Annotated in this window: 10 protein-coding genes and 2 tRNA genes; 2 read left to right on the forward strand and 10 right to left on the reverse strand. The window is 67.7% G+C overall.

Going from position 1 to position 15,526, the window contains the following annotated elements:
• Nucleotides 1–159: 159 nt before the first annotated feature.
• From NF338_RS00455 to NF338_RS00470, 4 genes are all read right to left on the reverse strand, one after another.
• On the reverse strand, nucleotides 160–2,364 hold the full coding sequence (locus NF338_RS00455) for a Z1 domain-containing protein (RefSeq protein ID WP_264028981.1): 2,205 nt from the start codon (nucleotides 2,362–2,364) through the stop codon (nucleotides 160–162).
• The gene (locus NF338_RS00460) at nucleotides 2,361–3,908 is read right to left on the reverse strand and encodes an ATP-binding protein (protein ID WP_264028982.1); all 1,548 of its coding nucleotides are present in this window, start codon (nucleotides 3,906–3,908) and stop codon (nucleotides 2,361–2,363) included. The genes NF338_RS00455 and NF338_RS00460 overlap by 4 nt, the downstream gene beginning before the upstream one ends.
• A 156-nt stretch (nucleotides 3,909–4,064) precedes the next feature.
• On the reverse strand, nucleotides 4,065–4,433 hold the full coding sequence (locus NF338_RS00465) for a very short patch repair endonuclease (protein ID WP_264028983.1): 369 nt from the start codon (nucleotides 4,431–4,433) through the stop codon (nucleotides 4,065–4,067).
• Nucleotides 4,434–4,524: 91 nt separating this feature from the next.
• Nucleotides 4,525–5,988 (reverse strand): DNA cytosine methyltransferase, encoded by a 1,464-nt coding sequence (locus NF338_RS00470; protein ID WP_264028984.1) that lies wholly within the window; start codon nucleotides 5,986–5,988, stop codon nucleotides 4,525–4,527.
• A gap of 251 nt (nucleotides 5,989–6,239) precedes the next feature.
• Here NF338_RS00470 and NF338_RS00475 point away from each other — a divergent pair, with 251 nt between their 5' ends.
• A complete protein-coding gene (locus NF338_RS00475) occupies nucleotides 6,240–7,646 on the forward strand; it encodes a hypothetical protein (RefSeq protein WP_264028985.1) in 1,407 nt (468 codons plus the stop codon).
• 46 nt (nucleotides 7,647–7,692) lie between these two features.
• Nucleotides 7,693–8,859, forward strand: coding sequence for a restriction endonuclease, SacI family (locus NF338_RS00480; protein WP_264028986.1), 1,167 nt, complete (start codon nucleotides 7,693–7,695; stop codon nucleotides 8,857–8,859).
• 140 nt (nucleotides 8,860–8,999) lie between these two features.
• Here NF338_RS00480 and NF338_RS00485 read toward each other — a convergent pair.
• From NF338_RS00485 to gyrB, 6 genes are all read right to left on the reverse strand, one after another.
• A tRNA-Ala gene (locus NF338_RS00485) sits at nucleotides 9,000–9,072 on the reverse strand.
• Between the two features lie 39 nt (nucleotides 9,073–9,111).
• On the reverse strand, nucleotides 9,112–9,231 hold the full coding sequence (locus tag NF338_RS00490) for a DLW-39 family protein (protein ID WP_208863433.1): 120 nt from the start codon (nucleotides 9,229–9,231) through the stop codon (nucleotides 9,112–9,114).
• Nucleotides 9,232–9,259: 28 nt separating this feature from the next.
• A tRNA-Ile gene (locus NF338_RS00495) sits at nucleotides 9,260–9,333 on the reverse strand.
• A gap of 126 nt (nucleotides 9,334–9,459) precedes the next feature.
• Nucleotides 9,460–10,428, reverse strand: coding sequence for a DUF3566 domain-containing protein (locus NF338_RS00500; RefSeq protein WP_264028987.1), 969 nt, complete (start codon nucleotides 10,426–10,428; stop codon nucleotides 9,460–9,462).
• Complete coding sequence (gene gyrA, locus NF338_RS00505; protein WP_264029367.1) at nucleotides 10,425–13,064, reverse strand: DNA gyrase subunit A; 2,640 nt, start codon at nucleotides 13,062–13,064, stop codon at nucleotides 10,425–10,427. The genes NF338_RS00500 and gyrA overlap by 4 nt, the downstream gene beginning before the upstream one ends.
• Before the next feature lie 183 nt (nucleotides 13,065–13,247).
• Complete coding sequence (gene gyrB / locus NF338_RS00510; RefSeq protein ID WP_264029368.1) at nucleotides 13,248–15,329, reverse strand: DNA topoisomerase (ATP-hydrolyzing) subunit B; 2,082 nt, start codon at nucleotides 15,327–15,329, stop codon at nucleotides 13,248–13,250.
• Between the last annotated feature and the right edge of the window lie 197 nt (nucleotides 15,330–15,526).

Genomic DNA, 15,526 nt, shown 5'->3' on the forward strand with positions numbered 1-15,526 from the left:
CCGCTCCGGTCGGGTGTCAGCAACCATGGGCGCCACACTGTAGTTCACAGTCATCACTACAGCCGTCACTGTAGTGATGACAGGGGTGTGGGCACGGACCAACCGCCGGTCCTCTTTGCGTCGGCGACACCAGCCCTCCGGCCAACTTGTGTGATGTGGTCAATCAGCTTGGAGGATGACCCGGTCACTGAACGTGCTCGGGACATGGATCGCAAGAGCGGTCGCACGGGAGCGGGTCCCGTGTCCGGCCTCTACTGCGAGCTCGTGAACTTCGACGGTGACGGCGTCGGCCACCCAGAAGGCGCGGTCGCCGGGGTAGACGCTTCCGTCCGCCGGGTTGGCGCCCTGCATCAGGTTGCCGATCTCGAGCGACTCGACGTCGTCGATCTCGTCGAGGTCCCAGCCCGCCTTCTCGAGCTCGGCCCTCGAGATGCCTGCGGGGCCACGGTCGCGGGTGGCTCCGCCGTCCATGAAGACGACGTCGACGGGAATCTCGTCGTCGATGGTGCCGAGGGCCAGAACTATCGCGTAGAGACGGTCCTTCTCGTCGGCGGTGATACGCCAGTCGACGAGGATCTCGACGATGCTCGTCCACGTGGTGCGGAGCGTGGCGTTCCGGCCAGTAGGACGGTTGTCCCGGTCGTCGGCTACCGCCGTCGCACGGAGCCCGTCAAGGAGCGAACGACCTTCGGGCTTCGGTCCCGTCGGTTCACCGTAGACGTGTGTCTGGATGAGTGACCAACCAGAGAGGTCGATGTCGTCGACATCGAGACGGACCACCTCACGCCGCGTGGGGTTGAGCCCGGCGTCGAGGAGAATCGATCGCCGCCAGGTCGAGAGTTCTTCGCCGTTGGCATCTAGCTCGCCGAGCGCCGAGCGCATCGCGTCCTCGTGCCTGACGTACACCCGAAAGACATCCGCAGTGTCCGGATTCATCCAGGCGCGCAGCAGGTCGAGGTAGCCAAGCTTGTAGCCGAAGAAGCGACCTCGCTGCTGGACGGTGTCGGCGTTCCGGACGCCAGGACCACGCGGCATGTACGTCACTGCGAGGTTCTCGACCGTGAACCCGCGGTCAAGCTTGTTCCCGCCGATGACGATCCATCCCGGCGCCTGGGGCCACTCGCTCGACGTGATCTCGTTGCCAGCAGCACTGTTGACGACGCGGACCATGACCGCCTGGAGATATCCGTCGTCTCCGAGCATGTCGACGAGCCTGTCGAGCGGGACGATCTCGTCGTCGACGACGTGTCCGTCGGTGGTCGCCAGGTCGTCGTACGCAGCTTGGAAGATCTCGTCGACGACCTGCTGCTTGAGGACAGGGTCGCCGTCGGTGAGAGATGTGTCGAAGCGGCCAATGATCCCGTGCGTCCAGATCTCATACGCGCGGTGCAGGTCGGTGCCTGACGAGGGGTGGATGAGCATCGTCAGAGGGAGGGGGCTACCGCGAAGCTGTGCGACGACCATTGCCAGGAGATAGGTCGCCACGGCTCGTTCGAGCGACTCCGGCGGACTGATCGACTGGTCGTCAAGGGCGTCGTCATCGATCTCGCGGACGAACTGGTCGATGCGCTCCTCGAAGAGCATCGCGCCGCCGACATAGCCGTCCCCGGCCTGGAGCACGCTTACCGTGCGAGGGGACAGTGTGTCCTCCAGGGCTATCAGGAGGGGCGCCTGTGGCGTCGCGGTGTACAGCACGTAGGAATGGTTGTCCGCCGTCTCGCGAAGCAGTCGGATCGAACGGTAGGTCGAGCTCTCGTCTCCTCGCCGACGGGCGACATTGAGGCCAGCCTGGTCCGCCTCGTCGTCGATGAACAGAACCGGAGCCCCAGGACTCGCGGCGAGCACCGATCTCAGGACGGTGCGTGCGCGACGCAGAGCAGCGTGGTTCTTGAGGACGACGGCGACAGTCGTCACACGAGTGGCAGCAGACTTCGACGCTTTCCACTGCTGGACCCTCGCTCGCATGTTCTGCGCATCAGTCGGCTTGAGGTCGTTGACCGGATGCCAGCTTGGCAGGCGACCATTGCCGTTCATAGCCAGGTCCCGGACGAGGCGTTCATAGGTCTGGTCGCGCAGGTTGGTCTTGGTGCCCGCAAGTACTACAACGAGCGGGTAGCCGTTGTCGTGCGCGGCCGCGATGAGCCCCGTAAACGAGAGCGTCTTGCCGCTCTGGACGGCTCCGACGACGAGCTCGGCAGATGCCCCGTCGTCGTCCCACCGAGGGGCGCGGCACCGGCCGAGGATGCGGAGCGTCTCCTTCTCAAGGCGGGTTCGTTCGTCCGGCGCGAGGCCCGTACGCATGAGCAGGTCTTGCAGCTTTCGGCCCGGCTCTGGTGCCCAAATGTCGGCGTGCACGGTGCTCATAGCGCTGCCTTCTTCGCGAGGGGGCCGGTAAGGACGCGGTTGAGCTCAGCGATAATGAACCGGGGCTCCCGCGCTCCGCTCCGCTCTGCCTTGATCTGTGCCAGCGCTATCGCAACTGCAAGACGCAGGACCGGCTCGAGATCCATTCCTGGCAGGTAGGCGAACGACTGGGTGAAGCTGTGGGCCCGGTTGACCGTCACGGTCCAGGCGGCGACACCGTCCTCCTGACGGACGCGGATCCAGTGCGTGGAGTCAGCGGGGTTGTCGATGACGGAGATCGTGAGGCGCTCGCCGAGGACGTCCCACTCGGTGTCGTCGAGAACGACCGACTCCTCGATCGGCGGGGAGGCGGGCAGAGCGTTGAGCGCGGCGGCCTCGTCCGGGGGGTCTTCAACCTCTGGGATGGGCTGGGCAACTGCCTGGGCGACCTGTTCGACAATGTCTCGCACGGTGGTCTGGATGGTGCGGCCACGCTCCGTGGTGCGGTGGTTCCGCGCCATCTTGAGCAGGGGGAGTGGTTCGGACTCGAGCTCCTGGCCAAGCTTCTCGAGGAACTCCTCTTCCTCGTCGTCGTGCCAGATGAGCGAGTCCTTGGTGTGAGTCACTTCGATCTGGGACACGTCGAGCTCGCCCACCAGTCGCTGCGACTCGAAAGAGTTGCCGCGCCCGAAGACCTTGACCGGCTTGTACCCGTCAGAGTCTCTGGCGGCGCCACCGGCGCCCTGCACGACCTTGTCTCGGTAGAGGAGAGCGAACCCTGCCCCCGCTGTATCGCCCTTCGCGAGCAGGCCCGCCCAACCGGAGACGGTGCGCCCGGAGTCCAGGTATACGGCGACGTCCTTGCGCCAGGTCTCCGCGTCCCCGTCAGGGGTGCTCCATCGCGGAGCGACGAGGAAGTCAGGTGTCGAGTGGCTGAGCCTCTTACCTGCGACGACGATCTCAACACGCGTGTCAGCGATGAAGTGGCGGTAGATCGAAGAGAGGTAGTCCCGGATCTTGCCGAGCGTTCGTCCGGTCGGTGCCGGATGATTGAGCTCCGTGAGGACGAGAGTGGTGCCGTGCTCTTCGGGCCGCGCCGACGTCGTCGTGACGGCGATGTGATCGGACTTCTCCTCGACGATCCTGGGGATGTCGAACGTGACCTCGCGGCGAACATCCTCGCCAAGGGCAGTCGTCGTGACGACGAAGTGCTTGGCGTACCAGGCCGCGGCACTCTTCATCCCGATGCCGAACTGTGAGAGGCCGGATGAGTCAGCCGGTGGGGCTGCCGGAGTGAACGCACGGTCGATGTCTTCGGTGTAGATGCCGGCAGCGTTGTCGGTGACCGTGATCCGCCCGCCGGAGCGATCGATCTCGATGTCGATGTTGAGGCGGGCGGTGCCACCACCGACCTCGGCGAGCCGTCCCTGGTTGGCACGCCAGGACTGCAGCGAGTTGTCGACAAACTCACCGATGGCGTACCAGGCCTTGTAGTTCATCGAAGGAAACAGTGCGAGCATGCCCACCCCGGGGCGCACCTCGACCTTGTCGACCAGTTGACTCATCGCACTCCCTTGCTGTCGCTGCAAGGCTAGTCGTGGGTCCGCGTGGATCCGTGCGAACATGCCCAGATCGGCGCAGTTCACCCGCCGACCGTCACCATCATGACTTCGCCTACGACACGAGCGGGGCGCCAGAGGGGGAACGCACTGTTCCTGCTCTCATCGTCGGACGACCTTCTCGACCCGATCAGCAGCGGCATCCGAGTGCTCGTGCTCCCAGACTCGGACTACCGTCCAGCCGAGCTCTTGGAGCAGGCGGTCGGTGTCGCGGTCACGGGACTGGTTGGCGGCAAACTTTGCGCTCCACCAATCGCTGTTCGACCTCGGCCTCGTCCCGTGTTGCGGGCACCCGTGCCAGTAGCAGCCATCGACGAACACGGCTACCTTGACGCGCGTGAAGGCGACGTCGATCGTTCGGCGTCTGTGCCCCGGGACGGGGTAGGCGACGCGATACCGGAGCCCCCGCGCGTGAAGCTCGCGGCGCAGGGCCATCTCCGGAGCAGTGTCGCGGCGCTTGGAGGCGCTCATCCGACGGGAAACCTCCGGTGACGACGAACCGGGGTGGGCTTCGACGTGCTGCGGCTCGGGCGGACGGATGAACATGGCCAGCTGCACCAGGTCAGACGGCAACCGGCAGCATGGACTCCGCGTACCTGCTCTGCCCCTCCGCCACGACATGCTCCAGACGATCGTCAGGACTCTTGGGTGCGTCGTCCAGAATTGCCTTGAGCAGGGATCGACCCTTCTCGCTGGCCTCCAGGACAGCACGGTCTCGGCTGGCGTGAGCGCGAAGCATGTTCCAGACCGCACCGATGTTGACTCCGTTGCCGAGCTGCTTGTAGGTAGCGGCAGCACTCTGCGGTCCGAAGTCGAAGTTGTCGGGGAACCCTTGGAGCCGCGCAGCCTCCGTCGTGGAGAGACGCCGACGAGCACTCCCGATGATCGACGTCTGGGTGATCGCTACCAGCGCGGGCAGATGCGTCGGCCGCTTGGCGCGGATCCCCGACGGGCGGAGCTGGAGGACGCACTCCCACAGCGTGGGGGTCTGCTGCGCCTGCCACTCCAGCTTTCGTCGAGAAGGCGGGAACGTCGCGACCTCGTGGCGCGCGAGCCACCTGTCGAGCTGCGCCTTGTAGCGCGTGTAGAAACGGGCGTTCTTGACCAGGAAGTTCTGCTTCCACGCCGGGACGTCGTCCCAGAGATCAGGGAGGTCGGTCCTGTTTCGATACGGTACGCCGGGGGCACCCGCCGCCCATGCCTCGAGCTGCTCGGCCTTGATCCACCGGTCGACCCAGATCGGGAAGCCCGGGAGGGTCGCTTCCCTCTCACTGTCGGTGTTCGCTGCGCGGACGACAGGCCACATCGTCGTCACGAAGTCGTCCCACGCCTCGAGCCAAGCGACCTCGTCCGCCGAGAGTGCGGTACCGGGCACCTCTCCGTCAGAGAGCGGCAGGTCGGCGGCGAGATCCCACTCCTCACCGCCGCGTAGGGACAGGTTCGCCAGCGGAGGCTTCGCCTCGACTTCGCCGAGCAGCCCGTCCGGATCATAGGTCGCAGTGATGAAGACACGCTCACGCACCTGTGGACGACCACCACGCTCCAGCGGGAGTAGGTGGGGCGAGAACACCGACGGCGTCTCCGAGACGCGATAGCCCTCGTCACGGAGGGTCTGGATGATGACGTCCCACTCGTGCTTGTGACGCGGCCCTGCAAGGTTCCGCACGTTCTCGAGCAGCACGATCGTCGGGTGGTGCGCCTGGATGATCTTCAGGATGTTCCAGTAGAGGGTGCCGCGCGTCTCCTCCATCCCACGCTGGGCGCCCGACTTGGAGAACGGCTGGCACGGGAACCCCGCCGCGAGCAGATCGTGGGCGGGCACGTTCATCACCACGTCGTTCGCGTCCCGCGTGATGTCACCGAGGGGAGAGTGGCCCCAGTTGCGCTCGTAGACCTTCGCCGCAGCATCGTCGATCTCGACGGAGTAGACACACTCACCGCCGAACGCCTCGAGTGCCGCTGCGAAGCCGCCGATGCCCGCAAAGAGGTCGATGTACCGGAACGGCGCACCCTCAGTCGTCGACATCTGACTCCTCCACAGCGCTTCACATCTTCGAACGTATGTACGATATACGAGCATCATGGCTGCTCGCACTCTTCACCGCACCTCCAGCTTAGCTGAACCTTAAGCTAAGTCAAGGAGCTCGCGCTGTGGGTTTATCACGTCGTGGCTGACCCGCGACGCTCAACCGCCCCCTCGGTCACGGAGGAGCACCATGGGGTTTGACCATCGCTCGGCGGGCACCACAGACTCACCCGGTGCGGCATGATCGCACGATGCGATTCGAGTTCATCCCCGCACGGTCGTTACCCGAAGCCGGCTCGCGCATCTTCTCACTCTCCGGCCAACCGCCCGCGACGACCCGCGGTCCAAAGCGCGCCCTCGTCGCTCTCGCGCGCTCGCTCATGCTCGACGTCGACCTCGAGGCGACCAACGCGGTCCTCGGCAAGCAGATCGCCGTCGCGCTCGGCGTCGAGTGGCCCGGGGAAGCCGGTACGCGAACGAACCAGATCACGCTGCTCGGCATGAACCACCTGCTCGCTGCTGCCGCCGACAGGTTCAGCAACGAGTCGGTCGAGCACGTCGAGGCCGTGGTCCCGGACGCACTGGACGGATGGGCAGGATTCCGCCCCGCTCAGTCGAAGCTCGAAGCCGTCAATCGCATCTCCGCGCTCACCCGTTCGGGTCCACAGGAACTCGGTCCGGGTGGAAAGGAGCGCAAGTCGGTCTTCACCAACCTTGCCGAGGCGCTGTTCCCCCAGATGGACACCTCGGTGAGCAAGACCGATCTTGGTCGTGCGCTGGCCTCGTCGTTCGGCCTCTCTTGGACAGATGCTGCCACGTCGACGGGATACACGATCACGCTCGACGGACTGAACACCGTGCTCGCCGGAGCGGAGCGCTACCTCGACCGTCTGGGTCTGAGCCCCTCAGCGACGTTCCACTCGGCCGAGGAGGAGGGGACGGCTCTGGTCGCAGCTCTCCGTGCGGGGCTGCCAAGCCACTGGGACGGTCGTGCGTGCGTCCAGGAGATGCGTCGGGAGGAGTTTGCCGGATGGCGGCAGAGCGAGTGGCCAGGCTGGTACGCGGAGTTCAAGGGATTCCCCGTGCTCAACGAGGCCTTTCCGATGCCTGAGACCGGCGGGCCCCGACGCCGGTTTGGGAATACGGTCTTCGACTACGCGCTCGGCCGCGTGTGGGACCTCAAGGCTCACACGGAGACCAAGCGTTTCGTTCCAGGCGACACGAACGCGCCGGGAGGCACCGTGATCATCTTGAACGACGCTGAGGCGGCGCTCGAGTGCATCGGGAGCCAGGGTCTCGGCTTCCTGATCATCAGCGGGAGGTCGATCTTCGACGACGACGGCGCGTTCGACGACTGGCACCGTGACTTCACGAAGACCGGCAGGCAGAGCGCGTTGCGCTCGAACACCGGGCGTCGCCGGGCGCGCAAGCGTGCTTTCGAGCCGCTCCACGCGGACGCCTACTGGATCGCGAACAAGGAAGCGTTCGATTCTGGGGTGGTCGCTGGAGGTCTGGCCGTCAGGTCTCAGGGTCGGCAGCAGGCGCGGGGCGACCAGCACGAGGGCGCGGCTCGACGCGACAAGCTTCACCTGGTCAAGACGAAGGCCGACCAGATCCGCGTGGGCAGCAGCGCGTGGGAGGGAGCACGTCCCGCCTGACGACATCGGTCCGACCGTGGTCGCGATACTTCGCTAGCGTGCCGACATGAGCGATGCCGCTGACGCCCTCTCGAACTACGTCTCCACAGCCGAGGTGCGATCGGACGGGACCGTCGATCTGCCCGATGCGAACACTCGTCACCTCGTCGCCCTCGCGCTCGCGGCAGCGGCAGACCCTGACTTCTCACCGGGCACCGTCTGGGATGGGCGCGCCCATGCGGGCGCCGCCCTGAAGCTCAAGACCAACCGCGCGTGGTACATCACCGGACTCGTCGCGCGCTCGTCGTCCGACGCTGCCGACGTGAAGGCCATCCTTTCCTCGGCCGGCCCCGGTGGCTTTCGGCGCAACAACCTGTGGGTATCCGTGCGTGAGGCACTGGACCAACAGGTGGCGTTCCCGGGCAAGACCGTGCACGTCGGACCCACGGGCAAGGACCCTTTCAACAACAGTCCGTGGCTGAACCAGTCTGCCCTCAACACCTCGGTCCGCACCGGACGTCGGGGTGAACCCGAGCTGCACGAGCTCGAGTCCCTCCTCGACGCCGTCTCCGTCTCGACGCCACAAGAGGCCCGAGAGGGCCTTGTCGCGTTCCTCCGCGCGCTCGTGGTCGACATCGACTACGGAGCGCACTCCACGCGTGAAGGTGAGCTCGTCGGTGCACGCCGACGCGCACTGATAGACGCAGTCGACCGGTTCCTGCAAGAGGACCCCGAAGGCGGCAAGCGCTGTCAGGCGTTGCTCGCCGCGGCCTTGTCATCTGCCTTCGGCGACGGTGTCATGTCCGGGAAGATCAACGATCCTTCGTTCCGCCTGCCAGGCGACGTACAGGTGATGGACGGAGGCGAGGCGACCCTGGTCGCCGAGGCCAAGCACCGTGACGACATCTCCGAGTCTGAGGTGAGGGGCTTCGTCCGCGACCTGGCCGCGAACAACTACTCTCGTGCGATCTACTTCGCGCTAGGACCCGGCAACGATCACCTTCGAGCGCTGGAGCCCGGCCTGGCGTCCGACCACGACATGGTCACGAAGGTCATCACGAGAGCGGAAGAGTTGCTCGATCTCTGCTTCCTGTGGTCGCCGCCACCCATGGCGCAGCGGTTCATCGATCGCTTCGTCAGTCTCTACCGCGTGTGGTTGAGCCGTCTCGACTCGACGGCGGCCAAGCGATGGGAGAGAGCTGCAGCCGCCGCGCTCGAGGCCGCCACGCCCTGACGCACGAGGATTCCCCGCTCGCGGCCGTTCGTGTCGGCGGCACCATGGCTTTCGGCGCGCGGCGGCGCGGGACACCCATCGGCGCGGGGAAAGAAGAGATGCTCCGGACCGAAGACATCGGCCCAGAGCATCTGGTGATGTGGAGCCAGGGGGACTCGAACCCCCAACCCCCTGCTTGCAAAGCAGGTGCGCTACCAATTGCGCCATGGCCCCGGGTGACGCGGCCTGGGGCCGGTCAGGAGTGAGACGTGCTCACTCGAAGGTGTCGGTGACCTCTGCCCAGAGGTCACGCTCGGCGTTGTCCTCCGTGTACTTGCGCCACAGGAGATATCCGGCGCCGGCGGCGAGGAGCAGGACGAGAAGCTTCTTCATGACGTTCCCCCTCGAGTGGGTTCGGCAGTGGGCCTAAGAGGACTTGAACCTCTGACCTCTTCCTTATCAGGGAAGCGCTCTAACCGTCTGAGCTATAGGCCCGTTCGCGCCTCGCCGGACAGCCCCGGGGGGCCGCTCCGCTCGCAGGCAGCGATTGAGGTTACCCCACCGGGAGCCGCAGACCCAAACCGAGAGGTCCGTGGCCCCCGGTCGGGGAGCCGTGCCGGGTCAGTCGTCCGTGAGCGTGAGGTGCACGCCGCCCACGAGCGCGGCGACGATGTTGTACAGGAACGCCATGATCGTCGACAGCGCGGTGATGATCACCACGTTCACGACGCCGAGCAGCGTGGCGATGGAGATCACGCGGCCGAACGCGACGTACTGCTGGATGTCCACGTCGGTCTCGGTGCCGACGATCTGCGTGAACAGGTCCTCGATCTTCGCGAAGACCATCATGCCGTCGAGGACGTACCAGACGACGGCCGTCGCGACGACGGTCATGATGCCGATCGCGACGGCGAGCAGGAAGCCGAGCTTCATCGCGGACCAGGGGTCGATGCGCGAGACCGCGAGCCGGACGCGGCGCGGGCCGCCGTCGTGCCGGACCGTGGGCGTCGCGCCCGTCGCCGGGCCGACGGCGGGCGTGGCACCGGTGAGCGGGGTCGCGGAGCCTGACACGCCGGCAGCGGAGTAGTGCAGCGAGGCCGCCGCCGGGGCGTTCGTCGCGGCCGGAGCCGCCGCGGCGCTGGGGGCCGCCGAGGTGGTCGTGGGCACGCGCCTCACCGTCTCGTCGTCGATCTCGTCGTGACCGGGCTGCTGCGGGTCGGTCTCCGCCGGCGCGGCCGGGACCGCCGCGGAGACCTTCTTGGCCGCGCTCTTCGCCGCGGCGATGGCTGCAGCGGCGGCCTTCACGGCGCCGGCACGGGCGACCGCGACACGGCTCTCGCCGGACGCGCGCTCCATCCCGTCGTCGTCGACTCCCCGCTCCGGGGCGGCCTGGCCCCCGGACTGGCTGGGAGGCGGCGGCGGAGGCGGCGGGGGGACGGCGCCGGACGCCGAACCGTTCGACGCGCCGTTCGACTCCGCGTGCTTGCTCGCCGTGGTCGCGCCCCCGGCGCGCGACGTCGTGTCCGTGTCGGGACGCGGCACGGTCAGCCGGGGCGTGATCGTCGGCGGTGCGTTGTTCTCGCTGCTCATCTGGTTTCCTCGGTGGTTCCGGGGGCCGGCTCGGTCCCGCTCGCCCCGTCGGACGAGGCGGTCGGGTCGATGATCGGTGCGCTGCTCGTGTCGGTGCCGACCGGGGCCGTGCCGGTCCCGTCCTCGCCCTCCACGGTATCCCGATCCTCTCCGAGGCGACGCTCGACGTTCCGCGCGACCGCGATGATGCGGTCACCCTTGTCGGGCTTCGCGAACGTCACCCCCTGCGTGTTGCGGCCCGTGAGGTTCACCTCGTCGACCGCGGACCGCACGATCTTCCCGCGTTCCATGATGACCAGCACCTCGTCGTCGGCCTCTGTCACCAGAGCCCCCACGAGATCTCCACGAGCCTCCACCAGGTTCGCGACCTTGATGCCCAGACCGCCACGACCCTGGACCCGGTACTCGTCGATCCGGGTGCGCTTCGCGAACCCGCCCTCGGTCACGACGAAGAGGTCCGAACCCTCCTCGACCACGTCCGCCGAGAGGAGCTCGTCACCCTCGCGGAACTTCATGCCCGTCACGCCCGACGTGGCGCGACCCAGCGGTCGCATCGTGTCGTCGCCGGCCGGGAAGCGGATCGACTGGCCCTTGCGCGAGACGAGGATGAGGTCGTCGTCGGCGTCCACGAGGAGCGCCGCGACGAGCTCGTCGGGCGTGCCCGACTCGTCCTCGCGCAGGTTGATCGCGATGAGCCCGCCCGAGCGCGGGGAGTCGTACTCCGACAGGCGCGTCTTCTTGACGAGACCGCGGCGCGTGGCGAGCACCAGGTACTCCGCGGCGTCGTAGTCGCGCAGGTCGAGGACCTGGGCGATCTTCTCCCCGGGCTGGAAGGCGAGCAGGTTCGCCACGTGCTGCCCCTTGGCGTCGCGGCCACCCTCGGGCAGCTCGTACGCCTTGGCGCGGTAGACCCGCCCCAGGTTCGTGAAGAACAGCAGCCAGTGGTGCGTCGTCGTGACGAAGAAGTGGTCGACGATGTCGTCCTCGCGCAGCTGCGCGCCGCGCACGCCCTTGCCGCCGCGCTTCTGCGCCCGGTAGTTGTCGCTGCGGGTGCGCTTCACGTAGCCGCCGCGCGTGATCGTGACGACCATCTCCTCCTCGGCGATGAGGTCCTCGATCGAGACCTCGCCGTCGAACGGGAGGATCGTCGTCCGACGCTCGTCGCCGTACTTGGCGACGATCTCGCCCATCTCCTCGCCGACGATCGTCCGCTGGCGCTCCGGCTTGGCGAGGATGTCCTCGTAGTCCAGGATCTTGCGCTCGAGATCGTCGTGCTCGTCCAGGATCTTCTGGCGCTCCAGCGCCGCCAGACGGCGCAGCTGCAGGTTGAGGATCGCCGTCGCCTGGACCTCGTCCACCCCGAGGAGCTCCATGAGCCCGCCGCGCGCCTGCTCGACGTCCGGGGAGCGGCGGATGAGCGCGATGACCTCGTCGAGCGCGTCGAGCGCCTTGAGGTAGCCGCGCAGGATGTGGATGCTGCGCTCGGCCTCGGCGAGCAGGTAGCGCGTGCGGCGCACGACGACGTCGAGCTGGTGCGTCGTCCAGTGCCGGACGAACGCGTCGAGGCTCAGCGTGCGCGGGACGCCGTCGACCAGCGCGAGCATGTTCGCGCCGAACGTGTCCTGGAGCTGCGTGTGCTTGTAGAGGTTGTTGAGCACGACCTTCGCGACCGCGTCCCGCTTGAGCACGATCACGAGGCGCTGGCCCGTGCGGCCCGACGTCTCGTCGCGGATGTCGGCGATGCCCTGGACGCGGCCGTCCTTGACGAGGTCGGCGATCTTCGCGGCGAGGTTGTCCGGGTTCACCTGGTAGGGGAGCTCGGTGACGACCAGGCACACGCGGCCCTGGATCTCCTCGACGTTGACCACGGCGCGCATCGTGATCGAGCCGCGGCCGGTCCGGTACGCCTCCTCGATGCCCTTGTGGCCGAGGATCGTCGCGCCGGTCGGGAAGTCCGGACCCTTGATGCGCAGCAGGAGCGCCGCGAGGAGCTCCTCGCGGCTCGCCTCGGGGTGGTCCAGGTGCCACTGGACACCCTCGGCGACCTCGCGCAGGTTGTGCGGCGGGATGTTCGTCGCCATGCCGACGGCGATGCCCGCCGAGCCGTTGACCAGCAGGTTCGGGAACCGCGACGGCAGGACCGCCGGCTCCTGGGTGCGGCCGTCGTAGTTGTCCTGGAAGTCGACGGTGTCCTTGTCGATGTCCCGGACCATCTCCATGGCGATCGGGGCCATGCGGCACTCGGTGTACCGCGGGGCCGCCGCCGGGTCGTTGCCGGGAGAGCCGAAGTTCCCCTGGCCCGCGACGAGCGGGTAGCGCAGGGACCAGTCCTGCACGAGGCGGACGAGCGCGTCGTAGATCGCGCTGTCGCCGTGCGGGTGGAACTTGCCCATGACGTCACCGACGACGCGCGAGCACTTCGAGTACGACCGGTCCGGGCGGTAGCCGCCGTCGTACATCGCGTACAGCACGCGGCGGTGCACCGGCTTGAGGCCGTCCCGGACGTCGGGCAGCGCGCGCCCGACGATGACGCTCATCGCGTAGTCGAGGTACGACCGCTGCATCTCGAGCTGCAGGTCCACCTGCTCGATGCGCCCGTGGTGCACCGCGACCGCCGTGCCGTCCGCGTGCACGATCGCCTCGTCCCCGTCGCCAGGGGCCGTGGGCTCGATCTCGGGGTTCTGGTCGTCGGTCACGGTCTACCTCGTTCGTTCGTCTCTGCGTGCTCGCTGCGCTCGGTCACGGGCTCGATGTCTGCCGCGGACGACGCCGGGGCGCGTCCGAGGGCCGGTCGCCCACCAGGGGCGGGCACCGGCTGCTCAGATGTCAAGGAACCGCACGTCCTTCGCGTTGCGCTGGATGAAGCTGCGGCGGGACTCGACGTCCTCGCCCATGAGGACGGAGAAGATCTCGTCCGCGGCGGCCGCGTCGTCCAGGGTGACCTGGTTGAGCGTGCGGTGCTCGGGGTCCATGGTGGTGTCCCACAGCTCCGAGTAGTCCATCTCGCCCAGACCCTTGTAGCGCTGGATCCCGTTCTCCTTGGGGATCCGCTTGCCCGCGGCCTGCCCGGACGCGAGGAACGCGTCGCGCTCCTTGTCCGAGTAGACGTAGTCGTGCGGGGCGTTCGACCACTTGAGCCGGTACAGCGGCGGCTGCGCGAGGTAGACGTGCCCGTTCTCGATGAGGGGGCGCATGTACCGGAAGAGCAGCGTGAGCAGGAGCGTCGCGATGTGCTGGCCGTCGACGTCGGCGTCGGCCATGAGGACGATCTTGTGGTACCGCAGCTTGGTGAGGTCGAAGTCCTCGCCGATGCCCGTGCCGAACGCGGTGATGATCGACTGGACCTCCTGGTTGGAGAGGGCCCGGTCGAGGCGCGCGCGCTCGACGTTGAGGATCTTGCCGCGGATCGGGAGGATCGCCTGCGTCCGAGGGTTGCGACCGCGGACGGCGGAGCCGCCGGCGGAGTCGCCCTCGACGATGAAGATCTCGCACTCCTCGGCGCGGTTCGACTGGCAGTCCCGCAGCTTGCCGGGCATGCCGCCCGACTCCAGCAGACCCTTGCGCCGCGTCGCCTCGCGCGCCTTGCGGGCGGCGAGCCGCGCCTGCGACGCCTGGATCGCCTTGCGGATGACGTCGCGGCCCTCGTTCGGGTGCGAGTCGAACCAGTCCGTGAGCTGCTCGTGGACGACCCGCTGGACGAAGGTCTTCGCCTCGGTGTTGCCGAGCTTGGTCTTCGTCTGCCCCTCGAACTGGGGCTCGCCGAGCTTCACGGAGACGACGGCGGTCAGGCCCTCGCGGATGTCGTCGCCCGTGAGGTTGTCGTCCTTCTCCTTGAGGATGCCCTTGTCGCGCGCGTACCGGTTGACCAGCGAGGTCATCGCCGCACGGAAGCCCTCCTCGTGCGTGCCGCCCTCCGTCGTGGAGATCGTGTTCGCGTACGTGTGGACGGACTCGGAGTACGAGCTGGTCCACTGCATCGCGATCTCGACGGAGATGCGCTTCTCGGTGTCCTCCGACTCGAAGTCGATGACGTCGGGGTGGACGAGCTCGACCTTCTTCGCCGAGTTGAGGTGCTTGACGTAGTCGACGAGGCCGCCGTCGTACTTGTAGGTGACGGTGCGGGCCGCGGCCCTCGGCTCTCCCGAGGACGCGGCGTCGCCGTCACCCTCCGAGACGCCGTCCGCGTCCGCCGTCCCGTCGCCTCCCGTGACCTCGTCGCCCGTGTCGAGGTGGGCGGGACGCTCGTCCGTCAGCGTGATGCGCAGGCCCTTGTTGAGGAACGCCATCTGCTGGAAGCGCGCCCGCAGCGTCTCGAAGTCGTACTCGGTCGTCTCGAAGATCCCGGGGTCCGCCCAGAACGTCTGCGTCGTCCCCGTCTCGTCCGACGGCTCGAGCCGCTCGACGGGGGCCACCGGGTTGCCGCCCTCGGTGAACTCCTGGCGCCACGAGTACCCGTCACGACGGACCTCGGACACCATGCGCGTCGACAGCGCGTTGACGACGGACATGCCGACACCGTGCAGCCCGCCCGAGACGGCGTACCCGCCGCCGCCGAACTTGCCGCCCGCGTGGAGGATCGTCATGACGACCTCGAGCGTCGGCTTCCCCTCGGTCGGGTGGATCGCGACGGGGATGCCGCGGCCGTTGTCGACGACGCGGACGCCGCCGTCGGCCAGGAGCGTCACGTCGATCGTGTCCGCGTGCCCGGCCAGGGCCTCGTCCACAGAGTTATCCACAATCTCGTACACAAGGTGGTGGAGGCCCCGCTCCCCGGTCGAGCCGATGTACATGCCCGGACGCTTGCGGACCGCCTCGAGGCCCTCCAGGACGGTGATGTTGCTCGCGTCGTAGCCGCCGCCCGCCGAGGGTGCCGCCTCCGCGGACGCCGTCGGGTCGGAGATGGCGGTGTCGGTGTGGTCTGCCACGGGCAGGACTGCTCCTCGTCGTCGTGCACGCTGCGCCCGCGTTCGTGCGGAAGCGGTCGCTGCTGCTCAAGGGTTCCGGGCCCGCACCACGATCGGCGTCGGCTCCTCCGCGACGGCGGGCGGCCGACCGCGGACGGTTGGCCGCGCCTCCTCGGAAGGGCTGCGCGCACGGG

The sequence above is a fragment of the Cellulosimicrobium sp. SH8 genome, from assembly GCF_025818875.1.
In the GTDB taxonomy this organism is placed as follows: Bacteria; Actinomycetota; Actinomycetes; order Actinomycetales; family Cellulomonadaceae; genus Cellulosimicrobium; species Cellulosimicrobium cellulans_D.